The following is a 21,196-nucleotide window of genomic DNA, read 5'->3' as shown; positions in this document are numbered from 1 at the left end:
GTCCGAGGGGCCGATCCGCCGATGTCCCTCATCCGGTGTCGCCGCGCGCCGAAAATCCGGCCATGGGCACTGGTGGGCAGAGTCGACGGGTCGGTGCGGTCTATCTCGCGCTGTCGGTCGGCGGCATGATCGGGGCGGTGTTCCTCGCCGTCCGTTTCGACCTGCGGATCGCCGAGACGCTGGCCGCTCTGCTGCCGTCGGTGGGCGGCATGTACCTCTCGTGGGCGACGTTGCGCGCCGATCGGCACGACGGCGAGGAGGACCTGGCCCGGGTCGCGGATCGGCTGGCGCTGGCGGTGCGGCAGCAGTGGGAGGCCGAAGCCCGGGTGCGGCGCCTGAACGACCCCTATCCGCTGCCGGTCTCCTGGCGGGCGGCCGACGCCCGGTTCGGCGAATCGTGGTCGCTGCTGAGGGAACTGGCCGACGACGGGACGGTTCCTCGCGCCGGCTGGGCCGGCGGACCGGATGAACTGAGCGGAACGGGCGGGGAGATCACCGAGGTGTTCCTGGAGCGCGTACCGACGCGCCGCCTGTTGATCCTGGGCGGTCCGGGCACCGGGAAGAGCATGCTGCTGGTCCGCCTGCTGCTGGCCCTGACGACCGTACGCACCCAAGGCGGCCCCGTTCCGGTGCTGTTCTCGCTCGCGTCGTGGAATCCCGAGGTGCAGACGCTGGAATCCTGGATGGCGCAACGGCTCCAGCGCGACTACAGCGGCCTCGGCGCCCCGGAGTCCGGCCACGCGGTCGGCAACGCCCTCCTGGAGCACCGGCTGATCCTGCCGATCCTGGACGGCTTCGACGAGATCCCGGAACCGTTCCGCGCCAGGGCCCTGGACGCCGTCAACTCGGCGCTGCCGCCCGGCCGACCGCTGGTCCTGACCAGCCGTTTGGCACGGCATCTGCAGCGCACCCTGGGCGGCACCACCGACCTCGGCTGGTGGCAGGTGCGCCGGGCGTTGCCGAGGCGGTTCGCCCAGGTGTGGACGGGAGTGGTCCTCGGCGCGGTGGCCTGGGTCGCCGCGACCGGCGCGGGCCGGCTCACGGCACTGCTCGCCGGCCTCGACTCCGGATGGCTGACGGGACCGCCGGCGGCCATGGTCGCGGGCCTGGCCGGAGGGATCGCGGGCGGTATCGGCTGCGGCCTCGTCGCAGGCCTGGCCGGAGGTGCCGCCGAGGGCCTGACCCATGTCCTCGCGACCGGGCAGTCGCAGTGGCCGGCGGCCACGATGGCCAACGGGCTGGCCTACGGTTTCGTCGGCGGCATCGTCGGCGCGCTCTCCAGCAGAGGCTCTCCGACCGGGCAGGGCTGGACCTGGGACCACCGCATGTGCGCCGTGGGCTTCGTCACCGGCGGCACGCTCTTCTTCGCGTACCGCCTCAACCACGGTGCTACGGCCGCTGCCGTGGGAGCTCTCGCCGCCGCCCTGGTGTCCGCGCTGGCGGGCGGCGTCTTCGGCAGCCGTGCCGGACGCCTGTCCGCACACCGCCCGGGTGCCATCCCGACCGTCCGCACCCGGTGGGCCTGGGACTGGCGGGGCTTCTCGACAGGGCTCGCCGGCGGCTGCGCCATCGGCGTCACCCACTGGGCCGTCACCAGACTCCAGTCGCTCCTCTCCGGCACGGCCTCCTACCCGGTCTCCACGATGCTCACCTTCTCCTGCGCGTTCGGCCTGGCGGTGGGCATCGCGCACGGCCTCTCCGGCAAGCCCGCCGATCTCACGGCCCCGACCGGTCCGGTCACCCTGCTGGAGCAGGACCGGCGGATCTTCGCCAGAGTGTGGCTCGCCGTGGGCCTGGCGGTCGGCGCCGCCTTCCTGCTCTGCTACGGCGTCGAGTACGTCGTCCACGACGGGCTCGCCTACGGGCTGGGCCGCGGAACCACGGACGGCCGGGCCATCTCGATGACCCCGGCCCACATCCTCGACCGCGGCCTGGCCTACGGCCTCACCGTCGGCCTGGCCGCCGCGCTCAGCCAGAACGCCTGGTGGTACTACACCCTCACCCGCCACCACCTGGCCACCCGCAGGCATCTCCCCCGGGACCTGACGGCCTTCCTCACCGACGCCCACGAACACCGCGGCGTGCTGCGCCAGACGGGAGCGGTCCACCAGTTCCGCCACATCGACCTGCAACATCATCTGGCCGCACCGGAGGCGTCCCAGGAGTCCGGAGTGCCGCGAGCGCGCCGGCCCTGGCCCTGGATCCCACGCCGACGGCACGCGGAGAGGGAACCGATGACCCGGGTGTGACGCCGTGGCTCAGCGTCCCTTCAGGAGGCGGCGGAAGGTGGGGCACTCCATGTGGCTCGGGGCGGGGCAGGCGGCGGCATGCCGTAGGGAGTCGCGCAGGAGGGCGAGTTCGCGGATCCGCCGGTCCAGCTCGTCCGCCTTGGTCGCGAGCAGCTGCCGGTCGAGGTCCGGCCGGCCGTCCGGCGCGAACATGCGGGCGATCTCGTCGAGCGAGAATCCGGCGGTCCGCCCCATCGCGATCAGGGCCAGGCGCTCCAGTACCCCGGGATGGTACTGACGGCGCAGGCCCCGCCTGCCGATCGAGGCGATCAGCCCTCTCTCCTCGTAGTAGCGCAGTGTCGAGGCGGGCACTCCGGCGCGTCGCGCCACCTCGGCGATGTCCAGGTCCGTCATGGTCTTGACCTCAAGTCGGCTTGAAGTAGCACGCTGTCATTACGGCCCGGTGAGGACAAGCCCAGGAGGCGATCATGGACGTCACACGCAGGACGGACGACGAGCAGGCGGCCCGTTGGAAAGGCCCCGCCGCCCATGCCTGGGTGGCGGCGCAGGCACTGTTGGACAGGACCCTCAAGCCGTACGAGGACCTGCTCCTCGAAGCGGTACCCGCCGGGCACGAAGGTCGGGTGCTCGACGTCGGCTGCGGCACCGGCGGCACCACGGTGGCCGTCGCACGACGGCTCGGCCCTGGCGGTAGCTGTGTCGGCGTCGACATTTCCGAGGCGATGATCACCGCTGCGCGGGAGCGCGCCGAGCGCGAGGCGGTACCGGCCTCCTTCGTCTGCGCCGACGCAGAGGATCACTCGTTCGAACCGGCTGCCTTCGACACCGTGATCTCGCGTTTCGGTGTCATGTTCTTCAACGACTCCGTCCGGGCCTTCGCGAATCTTCGGCGCGCGGTGAGGGACGAGGCCGGGCTGCGGTTCATCGTCTGGCGCGGTCCCGAGGAGAATCCGTTCATGACGACGGCCGAGCGCGCCGCGGCACCGCTCCTGCCGAGCCTTCCCGCCCGCCGACCGGACGGGCCGGGACAGTTCGCCTTCGCGGACGCCGGCATGGTCGACCGCATCCTGGTGGAGAGCGGCTGGGCCGGGATCGACATCCGTCCCGTCGACGTGCCCTGCACGCTGCCCGAGCCGGAACTGATCGGCTACTTCACCCGGCTCGGGCCGGTCGGTCAGGTGCTGCCCGAGGCGGACGAGCAGACCCGCGCACGGGTCGTCGAGACGGTCCGCGCGGCGTTCGATCCGTTCGTGCGGGGCGCCGAAGTCCGCTTCACCGGGGCCTGTTGGCTGGTCGACGCCCGAGCCGGTGCCCACGGCCCCGACGCGAAACTTTCGTGATCTCGGCACCCCTTCCTGAGGGCGAGCGAACCGGCACATAGTGAGGGAGCGGTGCTACGGGGTCGGCCACGGGAACGGTGATTCAACGAGATGACGCTGAAGAAAGCCCTGGTGGTGCGCGGCGGTTGGGAGGGGCACCAGCCGGTCGAGGCCACGGAACTCTTCCTGCCCTTCCTGCGGGGCAACGGCTACACCGTCCGGGTCGAGGAGTCGACCGACGTCTATGCCGACGCCACCGAGATGGCCGCCACCGATCTCGTCGTGCAGTGCGTCACGATGTCGCAGATCTCCGCCGGGCAACTGGCGGGACTGAGCGCGGCGGTCGAGGCCGGCACCGGCTTCACCGGCTGGCACGGCGGCATCGCCGACTCCTTCCGCGCCTCCTCCGACTATCTCCACCTGGTGGGCGGACAGTTCGCGACCCACCCGGGCAAAGAGCCGTGCGATCGCCAGGGCGGCCAGGAGGACAACTATCTGCCGTACGTCGTCACCCTGACGGAGCTCGGCCGCGAGCACCCTGTCACGGCGGGCATCGAGGACTTCGAGCTGCACACCGAGCAGTACTGGGTGCTCCACGACGACCTGATCGACGTCCTGGCCACCACCACCCATCCCGCCCGGCCGTGGCAGCCCTGGCACCGGCCGGTCACCTCGCCGGCGATCTGGACCCGCCGCTGGGGCGCCGGACGGATCGTGGTGACGACGCCGGGGCACAGCCTCGACGTGCTGGAGGACCCGAACGTCCGCACCGTCATCGAGAGGGGCATGCTGTGGGCGACCCGCACCGCGTCGGCGTCGTAGGACTCGGGGTCATCTCCCGCGCGTATCTGGACACCCTCGCCGGCCATCCCGCCGTACGGATCACCGCGGTCGCCGACCTCGACGCCTCCCGGTCGGCCGCGGTCGCCGCCGAGTTCCCCGGCGTCGAGGCGCTGACCGTCGAGGAGCTGCTGAGCAGCCCGGACGTGGACACGGTGCTGAACCTCACCGTCCCCGCCGCCCACGCGGAGATCGCCCTCGGCGCGATCGGCGAGGGGAAGAACGTCTACGGAGAGAAGCCGCTGGCCGCCGACTTCCCGGACGCCCAAGCCGTGTGGGAAGCCGCCGCGAAGGCCGGCGTCGGGGTCGGGTGCGCGCCGGACACCGTCCTGGGCACCGGAATCCAGACGGCACGGGCGGCCGTGGCGGCGGGCGGTATCGGGCGCCCTCAGTTCGCCTCGGCCGTGATGGTCACCGCGGGGCACGAGCGCTGGCATCCGCACCCGGACTTCTACTACACCGCCGGGGGCGGCCCGTTGCTGGACATGGGGCCGTACTATCTCGCGTCCCTGGTCCATCTGCTGGGACCGGTGCGTGCCGTGACCGGGGCGGCGAGTCGGCTGCGCACCGAGCGCGTGATCGGCTCCGGCCCACGTGCGGGCGAGCGGATTCCGGTCGAGGTGGACAGTCATGTCTCGGGCGTGCTGGAGCACGTGAACGGGGCGCTGACGACGATCACGACGAGCTTCGACGGCGTCGCCACGACAGCCGCGCCGATCGAGGTCCACGGTGACGCGGGCACCCTGGCGGTTCCGGATCCGAACCACTTCGACGGTGAGGTACGGCTCTTCGAACTCGGCGGCACTCGGTGGCGTGCGCTGCCGCCGTCCGCGGGCTACGTGGACGCCGCACGGGGCGTGGGTCTGCTCGACTTCATCGCCGCGGACGGGCAGCGGGCACCCCGGGCGAACGGTGACCTCGCCCTGCATGTGCTGGAGACGATGAGCGCGCTGCTGCGCTCGTCGGCGGAGGGGCGCCGCATCGAGCTGACGACGTCGGCGCAGCCGCCCGTCCCCGTCCCACTGACGCCCGCCGAGGAGTGGCGGGGAACCGCCGGCGGACCCTCGGCAACGCGGTGAGCGGAGGTCAGTCCACGGGCCAGGTGTGCGCGGGCGCGTTCAGATGCATGAAGTCCATGTACGTCCTGGTCATCTGCCGCAGCGCCTCGTACCGGTCGGTGGTGCCGCCCTTCTCCAGGTGGTGGACCGTCTCCGCCTGCCACAGGGCGCCGTTGCGGGCGGTGACACAGCGCTGCTCGACGATGCCGAGCATGGGTTCGCGCCAGCTCGTGTCCATGCCGGCCAGCTCCAGGCCCCGATGGGCCAGGGGCAGCAGGCGCCGCAACACCAGTTCCGTGACCGGCACTTCGCCCACGCCGGGCCAGTACAGACGGGCGTCGATGCCGTCCCGGGCGGCGGTGTGGAGGTTCTCCTCGGCGACCGCGAACGACATCCGCGTCCAGATCGGCCGGTCCTCGTCGACCAGGGCGCGGGTGAGGCCGTAGTAGAAGGCGCCGTTGGCGATGATGTCGGCCACGGTGGGGCCGGCGGGCAGGACGCGGTTCTCGATGCGCAGATGCGGGCCGCTGTCGGTGACGGCGTAGACGGGGCGGTTCCAGCGGTAGATCGTGCCGTTGTGCAGGGTCAGCTCGCCGAGCTGCGGAGCGCCGCCGCTGTCGAGGGCCTGCTGCGGGTCCTCGTCGTCGCAGAGCGGGAGCAGCGCCGGGAAGTAGCGCACGTTCTCCTCGAACAGGTCGAAGACGCTGGTGATCCAGCGCTCGCCGAACCACACCCGGGGTCGTACGCCCTGGGCCTTGATCTCCTGCGGGCGGGTGTCGGTGGCCTGCTCGAACAGGGGGATGCGGGTCTCGCGCCACAGTTCCTTGCCGAAGAGGTAGGGCGAGTTCGCCGCCAGGGCGATCTGTACGCCCGCGATGGCCTGGGCGGCGTTCCAGTAGCTCGCGAAGTCCTTCGGTGAGACCTGAAGGTGGAACTGGGTGCTGGTGCAGGCGGCCTCGGGGGTGATGGTGTCGGCGTACGTCGCGAGCCGCTCCACGCCGTCCACGGTGATCCGCAGGTCCTCGCCGCGCGCTGCGAAGATCTGCTCGTTGAGCAGCCGGTAGCGCGGATCGCCGGACAGGGCGGCCTCGTCGACGTGGGTCTCCCCCAAGGTCGGCAGAATACCGATCATGATCAGATGCGCGCCCACGGCCGAGGCGCGTTCCTCGGCGTGGTTGAGCGCGTCACGGATCGCCTGCTCCCAAGCGCCGGGGCCGCCGGTGGTCAGCTCCCGGGGCGGAATGTTGATCTCCAGATTGAAACGGCCCAGCTCGCTGGACCAGGCCGGGTCGGCGATCGCCTGCAGCACGTCGGTGTTCCGCATCGCCGGCAGCCCGTCGGCGTCCACCAGGTTCAGCTCGATCTCCAGCCCGACCCGAGGCCGCTCGCTCTCGAACGTCGACTCGCGCAGCATCTGCGCCAGCACGTCGAGGCAGGTGTGCATCTTCTCCCGGTACCGACGGCGGTCCTCCCGCGTGAACACCAGGGCCGGCACATCACGTCCCATCGGGCCCTCCCGAGTTCCCTCGGCGGATCCTCTCGTCCCCAGAGTGGCACTTCGGGGGCGAGCAGGACAGTCGGGGCAGCGCGGCAGTCCCGCGGTACCGCATGGGCAGACGGCCGGATGGCGCACCGGGGCACACAACGTGCTCGTCCGTGCGGCACAGAGTGATCAGGCCCTCAGGGGCGGGCGGTAGAGGTAGTCGGGCGGTGGAGGTACACGCCCATGGGCCCGCCCGCGATCCGGCCCGCCCGCAGGATGTGGTGGCCCCGCAGGAACGTGTCGGTGACCCGGGCGGTCAGTTCGAAGCCCTCGAAGGGGGTGTACTCCTGCGACGACTCCGACTCCTCGGCGCGCACGGACAGGTGCGGTCCGGGTCGACCAGGGCGATGTCGGCGTCGTAGCCGGGTGCGAGGGCGCCCTTGGTGGGCAGGCCGTAACGGCGGGCGGGGTTCCAGGAGGTCAGGGCGGCTATGCGGCCCGGCGGCAGGCCGCGTTTCGTGCCCTCGGTGAGGAGGCCGGGCAGGAGGTACTCGGCCCCGCCGAAACCGGCCCTGGTGAGGAAGACGGCGTCCTTGGGGTCCTTCGACTCACCGAACTTCAGCTCCTCCCGGCAGCACGCGTGATCGCTGACGACCCAGTCGACGGTGCCGTCGAGCACGTACTCCCCCAGCGCCTCGACGTCGTCGCGGGGCCGCAGCGGCGGGTTGACCTTGCCTCCGAGGCCGTGCCGTGTTCACCGAGCAGCCGAGCGACTTCTGCGCGGGGAGGAAGAGCCAGCGCTCGGTCTTGAGCATGGTGATCTTCTTCTGGAGCTCGGGGCGCGGCTTCAGCAGGTCGTTCCAGCTGTCGGGTGCCGCGCCGACGAGGTCCTTGCGGTAGCAGAGCCCGGTGGTGCCCCATGTGTAGGGGACGGAGTAGACGTTGCCCTTGTCGTGGGCGAGCCGGGAGGCCAGCGGATCCAGGTTCTTGAGGTGGGGGACCAGGTCGCGGTGGATCGGTTCGAGCAGGCCCTGTGCGGCGAGTGCCTGGGCGTACTGGCCCGATACGAACGCCACGTCGATGCCGCTGTCGGAGGAGGCGGTCAGTTTGGCGACGATCTCCTCGTTGGTCGCGTGCTTCGCGACGGTGACGGGTGGTTCGGCGGAGGACTTGAAACGGGCGGGCAGGTCCTCCGGCATGTAGCCGTCCCAGTTCGAGACGGTGAGCCGCTGCTCGCTCAGGTCCGCCTCGGGGTCGAGCGAGGCGGGAGCGGTGCCGGTTCCCTCCGGACCGCTGTCACCGGCGCAGGCGGCGAGTACGAGGGCAAGGGCGACTGCCATCGCGGCCATCGGAACCTGCCTGAACCTCGGTGCGCGTAACACGCCACTCCTTTGCTGTCGCGACCAGCCGGCTGAGTGCGGGGTGTGCCCGTGAGTGCGGGGTGTGCGCGATGCGTGGGCGATCGGATACCTCATCGGCGAGTGCCGCCGCGGGGCAGCCGACGCTGTGGACGTTCGGGGACGAACGCGTGGTCGTCTTCGCCGGGAAGGTGTTCCGATACCGGCGGGGCGACGCGGCGGGCCGGGCCGAGGCGATCGCGTACGGAAGGTCGGTGGGCACGCCCGAGCATCAGCTCGACTGGGCGGAGCGAGCGGGCCGCGGGCTCCCTCGCGGCGGACAGCCGTCGCGCCTCCGTACAATTTGAACCCGAACGACACCGCTGTCCGACGCGCCCGCGGCGAAGGAGTGTGCCATGCCCGGCCAACGATCGATCACCGAAGCCGAGAAACTGGCCGAGGCCAAGCTCGGCGGCATCCCGCTGCACCGGGAGCAGATGGCCGTCGTCGCCAACATCTACCGCGCTGCCTCGACGGTCCGGCAGCACCTGGAGAACTCCGTGCTGCGCGGGGCCGATCTGACCTGGACGGCGTTCGTGGTGCTGTGGGTGGTGTGGGTGTGGGGCGAATCGGAGACCCGGCATGTCGCGGAGGAGGCCGGTATCTCCAAGGGGACGCTCACCGGTGTGTCGCGGACGCTGGAGGGCCGGGGGCTGCTGAAGCGGGCCGGGCACGCCACCGACGGCAGGCTGGTGCTGCTCAGCCTGACCGAGGAGGGCGAGGCGCTGATGCGGCGCCTGTTCCCGGCGTTCAACGAGGAGGAGGCCTTCGTCGCCGGGCGGCTGAGCGGCGAGGAGTGCCGGAGCGTCGCGGAGGGACTGCGCCGGGTGGTGCTCCAGGTCGAGGAGCAGGGCGAGGAACGCCGGATCGCCCTCCTCGACGGGGCCGAGCCGGCACCGCGGCGCAGTGGGCGCCGGCCGAAGGCCTGACCCGCGCCCACTGCTCAGCGACGCTCGCGCGCGGCCCGTACCAGGGCGTCGAAGAGGCCCTGTTGCGCCGGATCCCGGTGCGCGGTGTCCTCGGGGTGCCACTGCACGGCCGTGAACCAGCCCTTCGCGCCCGGGAGTTCGAGCCCTTCCACGGTTCCGTCGTCGGCGCGCGCGGTGACCGCGAGTCCCTCGCCGAGGCGGTCGACGCGCTGGTGGTGGTAGCAGGAGGCCTCCGCCTTCTCCGCGCCGGTGGCCTGCTCCAGCAGGGTGCCGGGCCCGATCGGCACCGGGTGCACGCTGTGCCGGTGTTCACGTTCGGGACCGCCCATGTCCTGCTCCAGCGTGCCGCCGAGCGCGACGTTCACGACCTGCAGACCGCGGCAGACAGCCAGCAGGGGCACGCCCAAGTCCAGTGTGTGCCAGGCGACTTCGAGGTCGAAGGTGTCCTGGAGGTCGTCCACGTCGTAGACGCTGTCGTGGATGTCGGCGGAGCCGTAGCGGTGCGGTGCGAGGTCGCCGCCGCCGGGGAGCAGGACGCCGTCGAAGCGGGCGAGGCGTGCGGCGACGTCCCCGGAGGCGGGATGGATGCTCGCCGGTTCGCCGCCCGCTCGCCACACCGCCTCGATCAGGGCGCGGGCGCTCACCTCGGCGGCGTACCGGAGCGCCGAGGTCGTGGCGGAGAAGCGGGCGGGTACGGCGATGAGGGGGCGGGTCACAGCTGGATCCAGGTCGTCTTGAGCTCGGTGTACTTCTCCAGGGCGTGCACGGACTTGTCGCGGCCGTTCCCGGACTGCTTCATGCCGCCGAAGGGGACGGTCAGATCGCCCTCCTCGTAGCAGTTGACCCAGACCGTGCCGGCCTTGAGGGCGCGGGAGACGCGGTGGGCCGTGGAGAGGTCGGAGGTCCACAGGCCGGCGGCGAGACCGTACTCGGTGGCGTTGGCCAGCCGTACCGCCTCGTCCAGGTCGTCGAAGGCGAGGACCGACAGGACGGGGCCGAAGATCTCCTCACGGGCCAGCCGCATCCCCGGCTCGACCCGGTCGAAGACGGTCGGCGCCAGGTACGTCCCGCCCGACTCGGCGTTCACGCGCTCGCCGCCGGTGCGCAGCCGGGCGCCCTCGTCGCGGCCGGTGCCGATGTGGTCGAGGACGCGGCCCAGGTGGGCCTCGCCGACCAGGGCGCCCATCTCGGTGGCCGGGTCGAGGGGGTCACCGACGCGCAGCTCGCGGGCGCGGCGGATGACGGCCTCGGTGACGCGTTCGGCGACGGAGGAGTGCACCAGGAGCCGGGAGGGAGCCGTGCACATCTCACCCTGGTTGAAGAAGATGCCCCAGGCCGCGGTGGCGGCGGCCCGCTCCAGGTCGGGGGCGTCGGGGAGGACGATGTTCGGCGATTTGCCGCCGAGTTCGAGCCAGACGCGCTTGAGGTTGGAGTCGGCCGCGTAGTGCAGGAAGTGGCGGCCGACGGCGGTGGAGCCGGTGAAGGCCAGGACGTCGACGTCGGGGTGGAGTCCGAGGGCGCGTCCGGCGACGGGCCCGTAGCCGTTCACCACGTTGAGCACGCCGGGCGGCAGACCGGCCTCGGTGGCCAGACGGCCGAGGAGGAGGGCGGACAGCGGGGAGTTCTCGGACGGCTTCAGTACGACCGTGCAGCCGGCCGCGAGCGCCGGGGCGATCTTCCAACTCGCCAGGGTCAGGGGGAAGTTCCAGGGGACGACCGCGCCGACGACACCCGTCGGTTCGCGGGTGACCAGGGCGAGCGCGTCGGGGGCGCTGTGCGGGGACTCGTCGGTGAGCTTGTCGGCGAGTTGGCCGTACCAGCGGAAGGTGGTGATGGCGGCGCGCAGTTCGATGTCGTACGCGTCCGTGATCGGTTTGCCCATCTCCAGGCTGACGGTCAGGGCCAGTTCCGCGCGCCGCTCCTCCAGCAGGTCGGCCAGCCGCAGCAGTACCCGGCCGCGCTCGACCGGAGCGAGGCGCGGCCACGGCCCGGCGTCGAAGGCCCGGCGCGCGGCGGCGACGGCCGCGTCCACCTCGGCGGCACCCCCGTCGGCGACCTGCGCCAACACCTGTCCGTCGCGGGGCGAGACGACCGCGAAGGCCCCTCCCCCACCCGGTTCGTCGGCGCCGTCGATGTGATGGGCGCCGGGCGGATCCAGGGACTTGGCGCGACGCAGCCACTCCTCGTGGGTGGCGTCCAGCATGCGGGACCTCCAGATAACGTTTGATTTCAAACAATGCGGTCAGAGGTGGCCGGCCGTGAACCGTCGTCCGGCCGGCGCCCCGGCCGGACGACGGGCTTGCCCTACGGACGGGCCGCCGAGCGCGTCAGTCGACCGGCGACCACCCCCAGCACCAGCACGGCCGGAACGGTCCCCTGCAGCCACAGCGCGGTGGTCCGGTCGCCGCCGATGAGGGTCGTGAAGTTCTCGACGATCAGCCAGATGGCCCCGGCGATCCCCACGGCCCCCAGCACGGGCGCGATCAGCGTGTTCCACGGCCGGGTGTCGAGGCGCTCGCGCCGGAAGAAGGCGACGACCGAGGCCGAGGTCAGGAAGTACAGGAGCATGATCGCGAGGACGGCGATACCGCTCCCCCACGAGAACAGGGTGAGCACCGGGTCCTTGCCGGCCAGCGCGAACGGGATCACCAGCAGGACGGCGATCGACGTCTGCGCGAAGCCCGCCGCACCGGGCGAGTGCCGTCGGTTGACGGCCGACAGCCTGCGCGGCAGGAGCCCCTCACGGCTGAGCGAGAACAGGTAGCGGTTGGCCGAGTTGTGGAAGGCCAAGATGCCGGCGAAGAGGGAGGTGGCCAGCAGGACGGGCAGGACGTCGTTGACCCAGGTGCCGAACTGGGCGGCGATCGGCGCGAAGACGAACGCCGTCGAGTCGCCGCTCTCCAGCGCCTGCCCGGCGGCCCCGGCCGCCTTCGAGGCGCCGTAGGAGGAGATCAGCATCCAGGAGGCGAAGGCGAAGAAGCCGGTGACGAGGGCGACGGCGAGGTAGGTGGCGCGGGGCACGGTCTTTCGCGGTTTGCGCGCCTCCTCGCCGTAGATGGCGGTGGCCTCGAAACCGATCATCGACGCCACGGCGAACATCAGCGCCACGCCCGGAGCGCCGTCGAGGGCGGCGCCCGGCGAGAAGGTGTCCGCGAAGCCGAGCCCCTCGGGCCCGCCGCCCTTGACGAGCGTGACGACGGCGAAGGCGCTCAGGATGCTGAACTCGGCCAGCACGAACACGGCCAGCACTTTCGCGCCCATCTCGATGCCGAGGGCGCCGAGAACCTGCACGATCGCCATGGTGACCAGGGCGCACAGCCACCAGGGCACGTCCGCGCCGGTGTAGTGCGCCAGCAGGCCGCTGACGGTCGCCCCGTACAGGCCGTACATGGCGGCCTGGACCGCGCAGTACGCGAAGAGGGCGATCCCCGCGCTGCCGTTGCCGAGGTCTTTGCCGAGCCCCTTGCCGATGTACCGGTAGAAGGCCCCGGCGTCCACTACATGCCGGCCCATGGCGACGAAGCCGACCGAGAAGAGCAGGGTGATCAGACCGGCCGCGAGATAGGCGGCGGGGGCCCCGGCGCCGTTGCCGATGGCGACGGCGATGGGTACGGCGCCCGCGATGCCGGTCAGCGGCGCCTGGGCGGAGAGGACGAAGAAGAGGATGCCCAGCACGCCGAGGGAGTTGGGCTTGAGCTTGCCTGCGGTGGAGGCATCGGGCGTCTGGTTCCTGACCGCCGTCTGACTGTCCACTCGGATCACCTGCCTGGGAGAAGAGGACTTCGTTTCAGGCCAAACGAGTTGCCTCATGGTGGGCTGGAACTATCCGTTTGGCAAGGGGTGCGCCCAAGAATTGGCACGACGCCGAAGAGGACCGCGGGCCACAGGCGCCCGGGGTGCCGGAAAGCGCAGGTCAGCCGTCGTTCTGCGGTGCGCAGGTCAGCCGTCGTTCTCCGGCACGTCGTCACCGTCGGCCGCCAGCAGCCGGAGCAGGCCCCGCAGCTCCTCGATCGCCGCGTCGGTGGTCTCGGGCTCGCCGAAGACGAGCTGGTGCAGCACGAGCCCGTCCAGGGCGGCGAAGATCAGCCGGGTGAGCGGGCGGTCGGCGCCGTCGGGCAGCATGCGGGACAGCTCGCGCTCGGTGGCGTCGAAGTAGTCGTCGTACAGGGCACGGATCTGCGGGAGGAGCTCGGGGCGGCGCCGGGCCTCCAGCAGCAGCTCGTACTGGAAGGCCTGGATGTCCGGATCGGCCGTGACCATGTCGGAGACGCCGACCGAGAAGTCGGCGACCTTGCCGGTGCCGGGTTCGAGCGCGCTGGTGCTGAGCGAGGTGCGGATCGCGTGGGCGAGGGCCTCCTCGATGAGCGCGTCGCGCGAGCCGAAGTGGTGGACGACCAGTCCGTGCGTGGTGCCCGCCTCCTGCGCGACCGCCCGGTAGGTGAGCTTGCGCAGCCCGCCCCGCGCCACGACCCGCACGGCGGCGTTCAGCAGGGCCTCGCGGCCCTCGCCGTAGTTCATGCGCCGGCGCGGCTTGCGGTCCTCGGGCCCCTGGCCTTCCTCGGGCCCTTCGGCGGGTGCGGTCATGTTCGCGACCTTACCCGCCGCCTCGGACACCGCCGTAGGCCCGGTCACCGCCGCACGCCTGGTCACCGCCGCGGCGGCCGGATGCCGCGGAACTCCCAGTCACCGCCGAGCGCGGTGGACAGCACCTCCTCGGACTCGGTCGGCTGGGCGCCCACGTCGGCACGGATCGGGGTGGGTCCGGTGACGATGTGGTTGGTGAGCCGCCCCAGGCCCTCCACCTCGACCTCGACGAGGTCGCCGGGCCGCACGGGCCGGGAGTTGGCGGGCGTCCCGGACAACAGCACATCCCCGGGATACAGGGTGATCGTGCGGGCGATGTCCGCGACGAGATAGTGCATGTCCCACTTCATCTCGTCCGTCGAACCGTCCTGCACCACCTCCCCGTTGACGTACGTCCGCAGCCGCTTGCCGTGGAAGTCCCAGTCGGTGACCAGGCCCGGGCCGAGCGGGCACAGGGTGTCCGACCCCTTCACCCGCAGCATGGAACCGGCGTCGGTGTCGCGGAAGTCGTGCAGCCCGTAGTCGTTGGCGACCGTGTAGCCGGCGATGTACTCCCCCGCCTCGGCCGGGGAGACGTTGCGCGCGGTCTTGCCGATGACGATGGCGACCTCGCCCTCGTAGTTGAGCCACTTGCAGCCCTCGGGGCGGACGATGGCGCCCTTGTGGGAGTTGAGGGAGGAGGTCGGCTTGTGGAAGTAGGTGGGGGTCTCCGGGAGGTCGATGCGGAACTCGTCCACCCGGCTGCGGTGGTTGAGGTGGACGGCGATGACCTTGGAGGGGACGACCGGGGGCAGGTGCCGGGCCTCCTCGATCTTCACACGGCGGCCGTCCCCGGCGACGAGTTCGTCGCCGTCGACGGTGACCTGGACGGCGGCGCCGTCGAGGAGGATGCGGCGGTATTCGGGCATGGCGGGCCTTCCTAGGCGCGGTGGGGGTTGTGCGGGGAGCTGTCGGCGGCGGGCAGGCCGGTGCCGGTCCAGCCGTCGGCGGGACGGTCGAACCACAGATGCACCTGGCCGGTGCCGATGGAGTTCTCGTACTCGCCGTACTGGCGTGCCTTGGCGACGCAGGCCTGCTCGCCGAGGGCGCCGGCCATCATCAAGTAGTGGAAGAACCTCGCCTCGGGCTTGTACTTCCAGAACTCGTCCATGGTGTCGAGGACCTTGTCGTGGCGGCCGTCCTTGAGCCAGCCGATGCGCTCGTGGTCGGCCTCGCGGGCCTCGGGCGTGAAGATGTGCACCGGGTCGCTCGCCTCGTGGTCGCGCAGTTCGCGCAGCGGCCAGAAGGTGTGCGACAGCGCACCGGAGGCGATGAGCAGAACCCGTCGCCCGGGGGTGGCGGCGATACCGTCGGCCAGCGCCCGCCCGAGCCGCAGATGGTCCTCCATGTCACCGGTCTGACAGACCCCGATGGTCACCCACCGCTTGTCCGGCAGCCCCTCCCCCAGGAACTTCCAGAGGTTGATGGTGGCGTAGTAGATCGGCAGGTAGTCGTCCTCGATCGCGGTGATCCAGGTGCCGTGCTTGTCCGCGAACTTCTCGATGTTGCCGGCGAGTTCGGGGTCGCCCGGGAAGTCGTACGGCATCCGGCACATCCCGCGCGGCAGCTCCTCGGAGGTGAAGAGCCCGGCGCGGCGCTGCTGGGCGGTGACGACGAACTCGACGGTGGTCGCCCAGTGGGAGTCGAGGACGACGACGGTGTCGTAGTCGTCCCGCTCGAAGACGTCCCCGCGGAGCTGCCGAAGCCCGGTGACGAGGGTGATCTCCCTGCCCTCGTTCAGCTCCAGCCGGTCCTGCTCCGGCAGCACGATGGTGGGGACGTGTGCGAGCAGCCCGGCCCCGACGATCTCACCCATGGTTGCGGCTCCATCCCTTGGGGGCGGTCACGGTGTTCTTGAGGTCGCAGTAGAAGTCGAAGCTCCAGGTGCCGCCCTCGCGTCCGACGCCGGAGAGGCGGGAGCCGCCGAAGGGCGCCTGGAGGTCACGGACGAAGAAGCAGTTGACCCAGACCGTGCCCGCGACGAGCCGCGCGGTGACGCGTGCGGCGCGCTCGGGATCGCCGGTGGCGAGGGTGGCGGCGAGCCCGAAGCGGGTGTCGTTGGCGAGACGTACGGCTTCCTCCTCGCTGTCGAAGGTCTGCAGGGTCAGGACCGGTCCGAAGACCTCCTCCTGCACGATCTCCGAGTCCTGGGCGACGTCGGTGAGCAGGGTCGGCGCGTAGTACTGCCCGTCCTTGCGCTGCCCGCCGATGACCGCACGGGCCCCGGCCGCGACCGCCCGCCGCACGAAGCCGTCGATCTTCTCCAACTGGCGGGGATGGATGTTCGGCCCGATGTCGGTGGCCTCGTCCCGCGGATCGCCCTGCGTCAGGCCCTCGGCCTTCTCGACGAACCGGCGCGTGAACTCCTCGGCGATCGACGCCTCGACGAGGAGGCGCGTCCCCGCGAGACAGACCTGCCCGGCGTTGTCGTACTGCTCCACCGCGAGGTCGACGGCGAGGTCGAGATCGGCGTCGGCGAACACCAACAGGGGTGACTTGCCACCGAGTTCGAGACTGAGCGGGGTCAGGTTCGCGGCGGCGGACGCGGCGATCCGCCGGGCGGTCGGCACCGAGCCGGTGAAGCTGATCCGGCGCACGTCCGGGTGCGAGGTGAGGGGGTCGCCGATCTCGGAGCCATAGCCCTGGACGACGTTGAGAACACCGGCGGGGAGTCCCGCCTCGGCCGCGATGTCGGCGAGGAGGGAGGCGGTGAGCGGGGACCACTCGGCGGGCTTGAGGACGACGGTGTCACCGGCCGCGAGCGCCGGGGCGACCTTCCAGGTGGCCAGCATCAGCGGTGCGTTCCACGGGGTGATGAGGACACAGGGACCGGCGGGGTCCCACGAGACGTGGTTGGTGTGCCCACGCGTCTCGAAGTCCTCGTGCTCCAGCGTCAGCAGCCAGTCGGCGAAGAACCGGAAGTTGTGGGCGACCCGAGGCATCACACCCCGGCGATGCGAGCGCAGGAGCGCACCGTTGTCGGTGGTCTCGACGATGGCCAGCTCTTCGAGCCGCTTCTCGACACCGTCGGCGATGGCGTGCAGGATGCGGGCGCGCTCGGCGCGGGGGGTGGCGGCCCAGGCGGGGAAGGCGTCGCGCGCGGCGGCCACGGCGGCGCCGGCTTCGGCGGGACCGCCTCGGGCGATCTCACCGAGAGCGCTGCCGTCAATGGGAGAGGTATCGGTGAAGGTGTCGCCGGAGGCGACGCGTCGGCCGCCGATCCAGTGCCGGGTGTCGACGGAAACACCGCCGACGACGATCTTGTCAGTCATGGGAAGGGTTCCAATCAATCGAGGGGTGACCGCGCCAACCAGGGGCGCGGGGAACTGCGCGACCAGCCACGAACAACGCGCGGCTGCCCACCGGCATCACCCGGCAGACGCTTCCGACGTACCGACCTCCAGCAGCCGCCCCCCATCCCAGACCACCCCGACCTGCCGGTAATACGCGGCGATCGGCTCACGAACCTCCAGCCGGGCCAACTCCTCCGTGGGCGCCTCGAACAACTCCAACTCGGCGTCCCCGACCCACGGTTGGCCCCCCTCGAAGGAAGCGGCCCCGGACTCGATCAGCTCATCGAGAGCCAGCCCCTTGCCCTTCTCGATCGAGGGCAACCACCGGTGATGGGCCATGGGATGCCCATTGACGAACCCGTTCGCATCCGACGGCTCCCGCAAGGTCACCACGGCCTGAGCCAGCCGCCGGTCCGCAGCCGCCAGCGTCGCCCCGAACCGCGCCCCCTCCTCGATCCGCGGAGCGGGCCCGTACGGATGCGGCCGAGTCTGATGAATGGACCCGAGCTTCTTCGGATACCCCTGATGCAGCCCGCGCGCGATGGCGAAGTCCTTGTCCACCCAGATGTAGACACATCGCGAGTACGTCTGCCCCCGGTACTGGCACCGGACGACCGCGAACGCCTCCTTGTACTGGGCCAGCACAGGATCGAGCAGCTCCGCCCCCGCATCCGAGCACGACTGCCAGTCGGCCCAGATCAGGGCAACGGCACCGGGATCCTCATCGGCCAACTCCAGCGGCTCGGGCAGCAGTTCCCGCACCCGGGCCGGATCGGTCCGGTACTCGACGGTCAGCAGGTCACCCGAGTAACGCCACGGTGGCGACGGAATCAGCGACGACGCACCGGTCGCCGTCTTGGGTTGGAAGTAACCACGGACTGAGGACATGACGGGGTTCCTTACGCGGTGAGGGCGGGCTGCTTCAGCAGCTGGGCGCGATAGCGGGCGGCGCCCATGGCGGCGCTGTGGCCGCCGAGCGCGACGACGCCGACCAGCCGGTCGTCGGCGTGGTAGCCCACGAGGACGTCGCCGTCGGGGTCGCCGTCCAGGACTCGTACGTCGTCGAGGCCGAGGACGGGCACGCCGAACGACTGGAGCCGGAAGTCGTGCTGGTCGCTCCAGAAGGTGGGCAGGGGCGCGAAGGGAGCCAACTCCCCCTCCGCATCGCTGAGATGAGCGACGAGCGCCTTCGCGGCGTGCTTGGCGGATTCGGTCGGGATCGACCAGTGCTCGACGCGCCGGGGCACGCCGTCGTAGCGGGCGTTGGGGAAGCGGGCGACATCGCCGACGGCGACGACCTCCGGGCGTCCGCCCACCCGCAGCCGCTCACAGGTGAGGACGCCGTCGGTGAGGTCGAGGTCGTTGCCCCGAAGCCACTCGACGTTGGCGAGCGAACCGACCGACTCCACGACCACGTCGGCGGGCAGCACGGTCCCGTCGCTCAGGGCGACACCGGTGACGCGGTCCTCGCCCTCGAACCCGGCGACCCCCGCACCGAGCGCGAAGCGCACCCCGCGCTCTTCGTGCCGCTTCAGCAGCGCGCGGGCGAGCAGTTCGCCGAGCGGTCCGACCATGGGCAGGGGCAGCGGATCGACGACGGTCACCTCATGGACGCCGAGTCCTACGGCGGTGGCGGCGACCTCGCAGCCGATGAACCCGGCGCCGACCACGACGACGCGGGCACCGGGGCGGGTCAGCCCGTCCCGCAGGCCCTGGGCGTCGGCGAGGGTACGGACGGTGTGGCGGCCGGCGAGCGGGCCGGGGCACCTCAGGCGCCGGGGGCGCATGCCGGTGGCGACGACCAGGCCGTCGTACGGCATCACCTCGCCGTCGTCGAGTTCCACGGTGCGCTCGGCAAGCCGGGCCGCGACGACCTTCGTGCCCAGCCGCCACTCGACGTCCGCGGCTGCCGCCTTCGGGGTGAAGGCAAGCGACTCGAAGGGCGCCTTGCCCGCGAGGACCTCCTTGGAGAGCGGAGGCCGGTTGTAGGGCATGTGGGGCTCGTCGCCCACGACCGTGATCGGGCCGGTCCAGCCCGCCGCGCGCAGTTGCTCCGCCGCGCGCAGGCCGCCCATCGAGGCGCCGGCGACGACTATGCGTCCGGCCATGGGCTCAGCCCTCGATCCGGATGGCCTGCAGCGGGCACACATCGGCGGCTTCCTCGACCTCGTCGCGCAGCGCGTCGTCGGGGTCGGAGACGTACAGCAGGTGTCCGGCGTCGTCCATCGAGAAGACGTCGGGGGCCGCGAAGACGCACTGCCCGTGGTCCTGGCACTTGTTCATGTCGACGACGACCTTCATGGCCGGTCCTCCTGGGAGTGAGGGCGTCGGAGCGGGGGTGAAGGGGGTGGCGGCCCGGCCGGCTCCTGGCCGGCCGGGCCCTTTGGCCAAAGGGGTGCGAGTACCGAACCCCTGACTCGTTTGGCTTCAAACAACATAGGAAGTCGCTCGACCCTGGTCAATACCTGTCCAGGTGGATAAATTTTGGAGACCACCCCCTTGCGGGACAGCGAATCCTGTCCATACCGTTCGGGTTCAAACGACGACCCCGGGTCGCCCCTCCGCACTCCGCACCCGCCGATGCGCCCCGCACCCACCGCTCAGGTCGTCCCCACGCCACCCATTCCCATCCGCCCGAGGAGACATCGGTGAGCGCTCACGACAACCCAGACATCCGCCGGCACATGGAGCGGCTCACCGCCGAGGGTGTGGACGTGGTCCGGGTGATCTATCCCGACCTCATCGGCACCGACCGCGCCCGGGACGTCCTGGTGGACCATCTGCCGTCGGCCCGCGAGCACGGTCTGGCCTTCTGCCGGGCCGTCTACCACACCAGCCCGCAGGGCGACGTGGTACCGGTGGCGGGCGGCATCGACGCCGGACTGCCGGACGTGACCGTACGCCCCGACCTGTCCACGCTGGCCGTGCTGCCCTGGGAGCCCGGAGTCGCCACCTGTCTCGGCGAGGTCACCGACCCGGCGACCGGAGCTCCCGCCCCGGAGTCACCGCGCGATCTGCTGCGCGCGGTGCTGGCCCGCTGCTCCGAGCAGGGCCTGCGTCCCGTCATCGGCCCGGAGCTGGAGTACTTCCTGCTGGAGCCCGCCCCCGGCACGCCCACCGGCTGGCGCCGCGCCCCGGAGACCACCGGCGCCGTCTACACCGCGGGCCTGCGCGCCGACCCCGACAACCATCTGCTGCGCACTCTGCGGCACCTGCGCGATCTGAACCTCGGCGTGATCACCGGCAACCACGAGTTCGACGGCGGCCAGTACGAGATCAACCTGACCCACTCCGAGGCGCTGGACGCGGCCGACCGCGCGTTCCGCTTCAAGGCCGCGGTGAAGGAGCTGGCCCGCAAGGAGGGCCGGCTCGCCACCTTCATGGCCAAGCCGTACGGCGACGCGGGCGGCTCCGGCTTCCATCTGCACCTGTCCTGCGACGACGCCGAGGGGCACAACGCCTTCGACGACCCCGCGGGCGCCTACGGCCTCTCCGCCGTCGCCCGGCACGCCGTCGCCGGCATCGTCGCCCACGCTCCCGCGCTCGCCGCCCTGGCCAACCCGACCGTCAACTCGTACAAACGCTTCGGGCCCGACACCCTCGCGCCCTGGCTGATCGACTGGGGGCTGGACAACCGCAGCGCGATGGTCCGCATCCCGCCGGAGCGTGGCTCGGGTGCCCGCGTCGAACTGCGCCTCGGGGACGCCGGCGCCAACCCCTACCTCCTCGTCGCCGGCACGATCGCCGCCGCGCTGCTCGGCATCCAGGCCGGTGAGGAGCCACCCGCCCCGTTGGAGGGCTACGGCTACGACACCGCCAGGGCGGCCGTGCTGCCCAGGGACCTGTCCGCCGCCCTGGACGCGCTGGAGGCGGACACCGCCCTGACCGACCTGCTCGGCAAGGGCTTCACCTCATCCTTCCTGACCTACAAGCGCAACGAGGTCGAACGCTTCCAACGGCATGTCACCGACTGGGAGTTCACCGAGTACGCCTACCACCTGTGAC

The 21,196-nt window shown here is 71.4% G+C and carries 20 protein-coding genes; 6 read left to right on the top strand and 14 right to left on the bottom strand.

Annotated features, from left to right (window positions below):
• Nucleotides 1-62: 62 nt before the first annotated feature.
• Entirely contained in the window at nt 63-2,249 is a 2,187-nt protein-coding gene (locus BLU79_RS38110) for an NACHT domain-containing protein (protein WP_093910586.1), read from the top strand.
• A 9-nt stretch (nt 2,250-2,258) separates the two neighbouring features.
• On the opposite strand, the gene BLU79_RS38105 is transcribed toward BLU79_RS38110, so the two are convergent.
• Nucleotides 2,259-2,642, bottom strand: a complete 384-nt coding sequence (locus tag BLU79_RS38105; protein ID WP_093910585.1) for a helix-turn-helix domain-containing protein — start codon at nt 2,640-2,642, stop codon at nt 2,259-2,261.
• A 74-nt stretch (nt 2,643-2,716) separates the two neighbouring features.
• Here BLU79_RS38105 and BLU79_RS38100 point away from each other — a divergent pair, with 74 nt between their 5' ends.
• The 3 genes from BLU79_RS38100 (at nt 2,717) to BLU79_RS38090 (ending at nt 5,487) form a co-directional block, all read left to right on the top strand.
• A complete protein-coding gene (locus tag BLU79_RS38100) occupies nt 2,717-3,589 on the top strand; it encodes a class I SAM-dependent methyltransferase (RefSeq protein ID WP_093910584.1) in 873 nt (290 codons plus the stop codon).
• Between the two features lie 90 nt (nt 3,590-3,679).
• On the top strand, nt 3,680-4,390 hold the full coding sequence (locus BLU79_RS38095) for a ThuA domain-containing protein (protein WP_093910583.1): 711 nt from the start codon (nt 3,680-3,682) through the stop codon (nt 4,388-4,390).
• The gene (locus BLU79_RS38090) at nt 4,360-5,487 is read left to right on the top strand and encodes a Gfo/Idh/MocA family protein (RefSeq protein WP_093910582.1); all 1,128 of its coding nucleotides are present in this window, start codon (nt 4,360-4,362) and stop codon (nt 5,485-5,487) included. Before BLU79_RS38095 ends, BLU79_RS38090 begins: the two co-directional genes overlap by 31 nt.
• Before the next feature lie 7 nt (nt 5,488-5,494).
• On the opposite strand, the gene BLU79_RS38085 is transcribed toward BLU79_RS38090, so the two are convergent.
• The 3 genes from BLU79_RS38085 to BLU79_RS38075 all read right to left on the bottom strand — a co-directional run bounded on the left by BLU79_RS38085 (nt 5,495) and on the right by BLU79_RS38075 (nt 8,289).
• Nucleotides 5,495-6,973 (bottom strand): glutamate-cysteine ligase family protein, encoded by a 1,479-nt coding sequence (locus BLU79_RS38085; protein WP_093910581.1) that lies wholly within the window; start codon nt 6,971-6,973, stop codon nt 5,495-5,497.
• A gap of 292 nt (nt 6,974-7,265) precedes the next feature.
• Nucleotides 7,266-7,628, bottom strand: a complete 363-nt coding sequence (locus tag BLU79_RS38080) for an amidohydrolase family protein (RefSeq protein WP_256333621.1) — start codon at nt 7,626-7,628, stop codon at nt 7,266-7,268.
• Nucleotides 7,558-8,289: an extracellular solute-binding protein gene (locus tag BLU79_RS38075; RefSeq protein WP_256333620.1), complete on the bottom strand. Its 732-nt coding sequence runs from the start codon at nt 8,287-8,289 to the stop codon at nt 7,558-7,560. Before BLU79_RS38075 ends, BLU79_RS38080 begins: the two co-directional genes overlap by 71 nt.
• A 413-nt stretch (nt 8,290-8,702) precedes the next feature.
• Here BLU79_RS38075 and BLU79_RS38065 point away from each other — a divergent pair, with 413 nt between their 5' ends.
• A complete protein-coding gene (locus tag BLU79_RS38065; protein WP_093910580.1) occupies nt 8,703-9,275 on the top strand; it encodes a MarR family winged helix-turn-helix transcriptional regulator in 573 nt (190 codons plus the stop codon).
• A 14-nt stretch (nt 9,276-9,289) separates the two neighbouring features.
• Here the strand turns inward: BLU79_RS38065 and BLU79_RS38060 are convergent, their stop codons facing one another.
• From BLU79_RS38060 to BLU79_RS38015, 10 genes are all read right to left on the bottom strand, one after another.
• On the bottom strand, nt 9,290-9,991 hold the full coding sequence (locus tag BLU79_RS38060; protein ID WP_093910579.1) for a gamma-glutamyl-gamma-aminobutyrate hydrolase family protein: 702 nt from the start codon (nt 9,989-9,991) through the stop codon (nt 9,290-9,292).
• Complete coding sequence (locus BLU79_RS38055) at nt 9,988-11,478, bottom strand: aldehyde dehydrogenase (RefSeq protein WP_093910578.1); 1,491 nt, start codon at nt 11,476-11,478, stop codon at nt 9,988-9,990. Before BLU79_RS38055 ends, BLU79_RS38060 begins: the two co-directional genes overlap by 4 nt.
• A 101-nt stretch (nt 11,479-11,579) precedes the next feature.
• A complete protein-coding gene (locus tag BLU79_RS38050; RefSeq protein ID WP_093910577.1) occupies nt 11,580-13,028 on the bottom strand; it encodes an APC family permease in 1,449 nt (482 codons plus the stop codon).
• A 186-nt stretch (nt 13,029-13,214) separates the two neighbouring features.
• A complete protein-coding gene (locus BLU79_RS38045) occupies nt 13,215-13,859 on the bottom strand; it encodes a TetR/AcrR family transcriptional regulator (RefSeq protein ID WP_093910609.1) in 645 nt (214 codons plus the stop codon).
• Nucleotides 13,860-13,921: 62 nt separating this feature from the next.
• On the bottom strand, nt 13,922-14,767 hold the full coding sequence (locus BLU79_RS38040) for a fumarylacetoacetate hydrolase family protein (RefSeq protein ID WP_093910576.1): 846 nt from the start codon (nt 14,765-14,767) through the stop codon (nt 13,922-13,924).
• Nucleotides 14,768-14,778: 11 nt separating this feature from the next.
• Nucleotides 14,779-15,714, bottom strand: a complete 936-nt coding sequence (locus BLU79_RS38035) for a 3,4-dihydroxyphenylacetate 2,3-dioxygenase (RefSeq protein ID WP_093910575.1) — start codon at nt 15,712-15,714, stop codon at nt 14,779-14,781.
• A complete protein-coding gene (locus BLU79_RS38030) occupies nt 15,707-17,170 on the bottom strand; it encodes an aldehyde dehydrogenase (protein ID WP_093910574.1) in 1,464 nt (487 codons plus the stop codon). Before BLU79_RS38030 ends, BLU79_RS38035 begins: the two co-directional genes overlap by 8 nt.
• Before the next feature lie 96 nt (nt 17,171-17,266).
• Complete coding sequence (locus tag BLU79_RS38025) at nt 17,267-18,079, bottom strand: acetoacetate decarboxylase family protein (protein WP_093910573.1); 813 nt, start codon at nt 18,077-18,079, stop codon at nt 17,267-17,269.
• An 11-nt stretch (nt 18,080-18,090) separates the two neighbouring features.
• Nucleotides 18,091-19,299, bottom strand: a complete 1,209-nt coding sequence (locus BLU79_RS38020) for an NAD(P)/FAD-dependent oxidoreductase (RefSeq protein WP_093910572.1) — start codon at nt 19,297-19,299, stop codon at nt 18,091-18,093.
• A 4-nt stretch (nt 19,300-19,303) separates the two neighbouring features.
• The gene (locus BLU79_RS38015) at nt 19,304-19,492 is read right to left on the bottom strand and encodes a ferredoxin (RefSeq protein WP_093910571.1); all 189 of its coding nucleotides are present in this window, start codon (nt 19,490-19,492) and stop codon (nt 19,304-19,306) included.
• Between the two features lie 383 nt (nt 19,493-19,875).
• Here BLU79_RS38015 and BLU79_RS38010 point away from each other — a divergent pair, with 383 nt between their 5' ends.
• Complete coding sequence (locus BLU79_RS38010; RefSeq protein WP_371132020.1) at nt 19,876-21,195, top strand: glutamine synthetase family protein; 1,320 nt, start codon at nt 19,876-19,878, stop codon at nt 21,193-21,195.
• Nucleotide 21,196: the final 1 nt, after the last annotated feature.

The organism is Streptomyces sp. cf386, assembly GCF_900103585.1.
Taxonomy (GTDB): Bacteria; Actinomycetota; Actinomycetes; order Streptomycetales; family Streptomycetaceae; genus Streptomyces.
Note: the sequence above shows the minus strand (reverse complement) of the source record. Positions and strands in the feature narration are given on the sequence as shown.

Bases quoted from the DNA above. Each gene is read 5' to 3' on its own strand.
- BLU79_RS38085 (WP_093910581.1), bottom strand. From the start codon at position 6,973: ATGGGACGTGATGTGCCGGCCCTGGTGTTCACGCGGGAGGACCGCCGT.
- BLU79_RS38045 (WP_093910609.1), bottom strand. From the start codon at position 13,859: ATGACCGCACCCGCCGAAGGGCCCGAGGAAGGCCAGGGGCCCGAGGAC.
- BLU79_RS38100 (WP_093910584.1), top strand. From the start codon at position 2,717: ATGGACGTCACACGCAGGACGGACGACGAGCAGGCGGCCCGTTGGAAA.
- BLU79_RS38035 (WP_093910575.1), bottom strand. From the start codon at position 15,714: ATGGGTGAGATCGTCGGGGCCGGGCTGCTCGCACACGTCCCCACCATC.
- BLU79_RS38025 (WP_093910573.1), bottom strand. From the start codon at position 18,079: ATGTCCTCAGTCCGTGGTTACTTCCAACCCAAGACGGCGACCGGTGCG.
- BLU79_RS38065 (WP_093910580.1), top strand. From the start codon at position 8,703: ATGCCCGGCCAACGATCGATCACCGAAGCCGAGAAACTGGCCGAGGCC.
- BLU79_RS38020 (WP_093910572.1), bottom strand. From the start codon at position 19,299: ATGGCCGGACGCATAGTCGTCGCCGGCGCCTCGATGGGCGGCCTGCGC.
- BLU79_RS38040 (WP_093910576.1), bottom strand. From the start codon at position 14,767: ATGCCCGAATACCGCCGCATCCTCCTCGACGGCGCCGCCGTCCAGGTC.
- BLU79_RS38030 (WP_093910574.1), bottom strand. From the start codon at position 17,170: ATGACTGACAAGATCGTCGTCGGCGGTGTTTCCGTCGACACCCGGCAC.
- BLU79_RS38110 (WP_093910586.1), top strand. From the start codon at position 63: ATGGGCACTGGTGGGCAGAGTCGACGGGTCGGTGCGGTCTATCTCGCG.
- BLU79_RS38015 (WP_093910571.1), bottom strand. From the start codon at position 19,492: ATGAAGGTCGTCGTCGACATGAACAAGTGCCAGGACCACGGGCAGTGC.
- BLU79_RS38075 (WP_256333620.1), bottom strand. From the start codon at position 8,289: ATGGCAGTCGCCCTTGCCCTCGTACTCGCCGCCTGCGCCGGTGACAGC.
- BLU79_RS38055 (WP_093910578.1), bottom strand. From the start codon at position 11,478: ATGCTGGACGCCACCCACGAGGAGTGGCTGCGTCGCGCCAAGTCCCTG.
- BLU79_RS38010 (WP_371132020.1), top strand. From the start codon at position 19,876: ATGGAGCGGCTCACCGCCGAGGGTGTGGACGTGGTCCGGGTGATCTAT.
- BLU79_RS38095 (WP_093910583.1), top strand. From the start codon at position 3,680: ATGACGCTGAAGAAAGCCCTGGTGGTGCGCGGCGGTTGGGAGGGGCAC.
- BLU79_RS38105 (WP_093910585.1), bottom strand. From the start codon at position 2,642: ATGACGGACCTGGACATCGCCGAGGTGGCGCGACGCGCCGGAGTGCCC.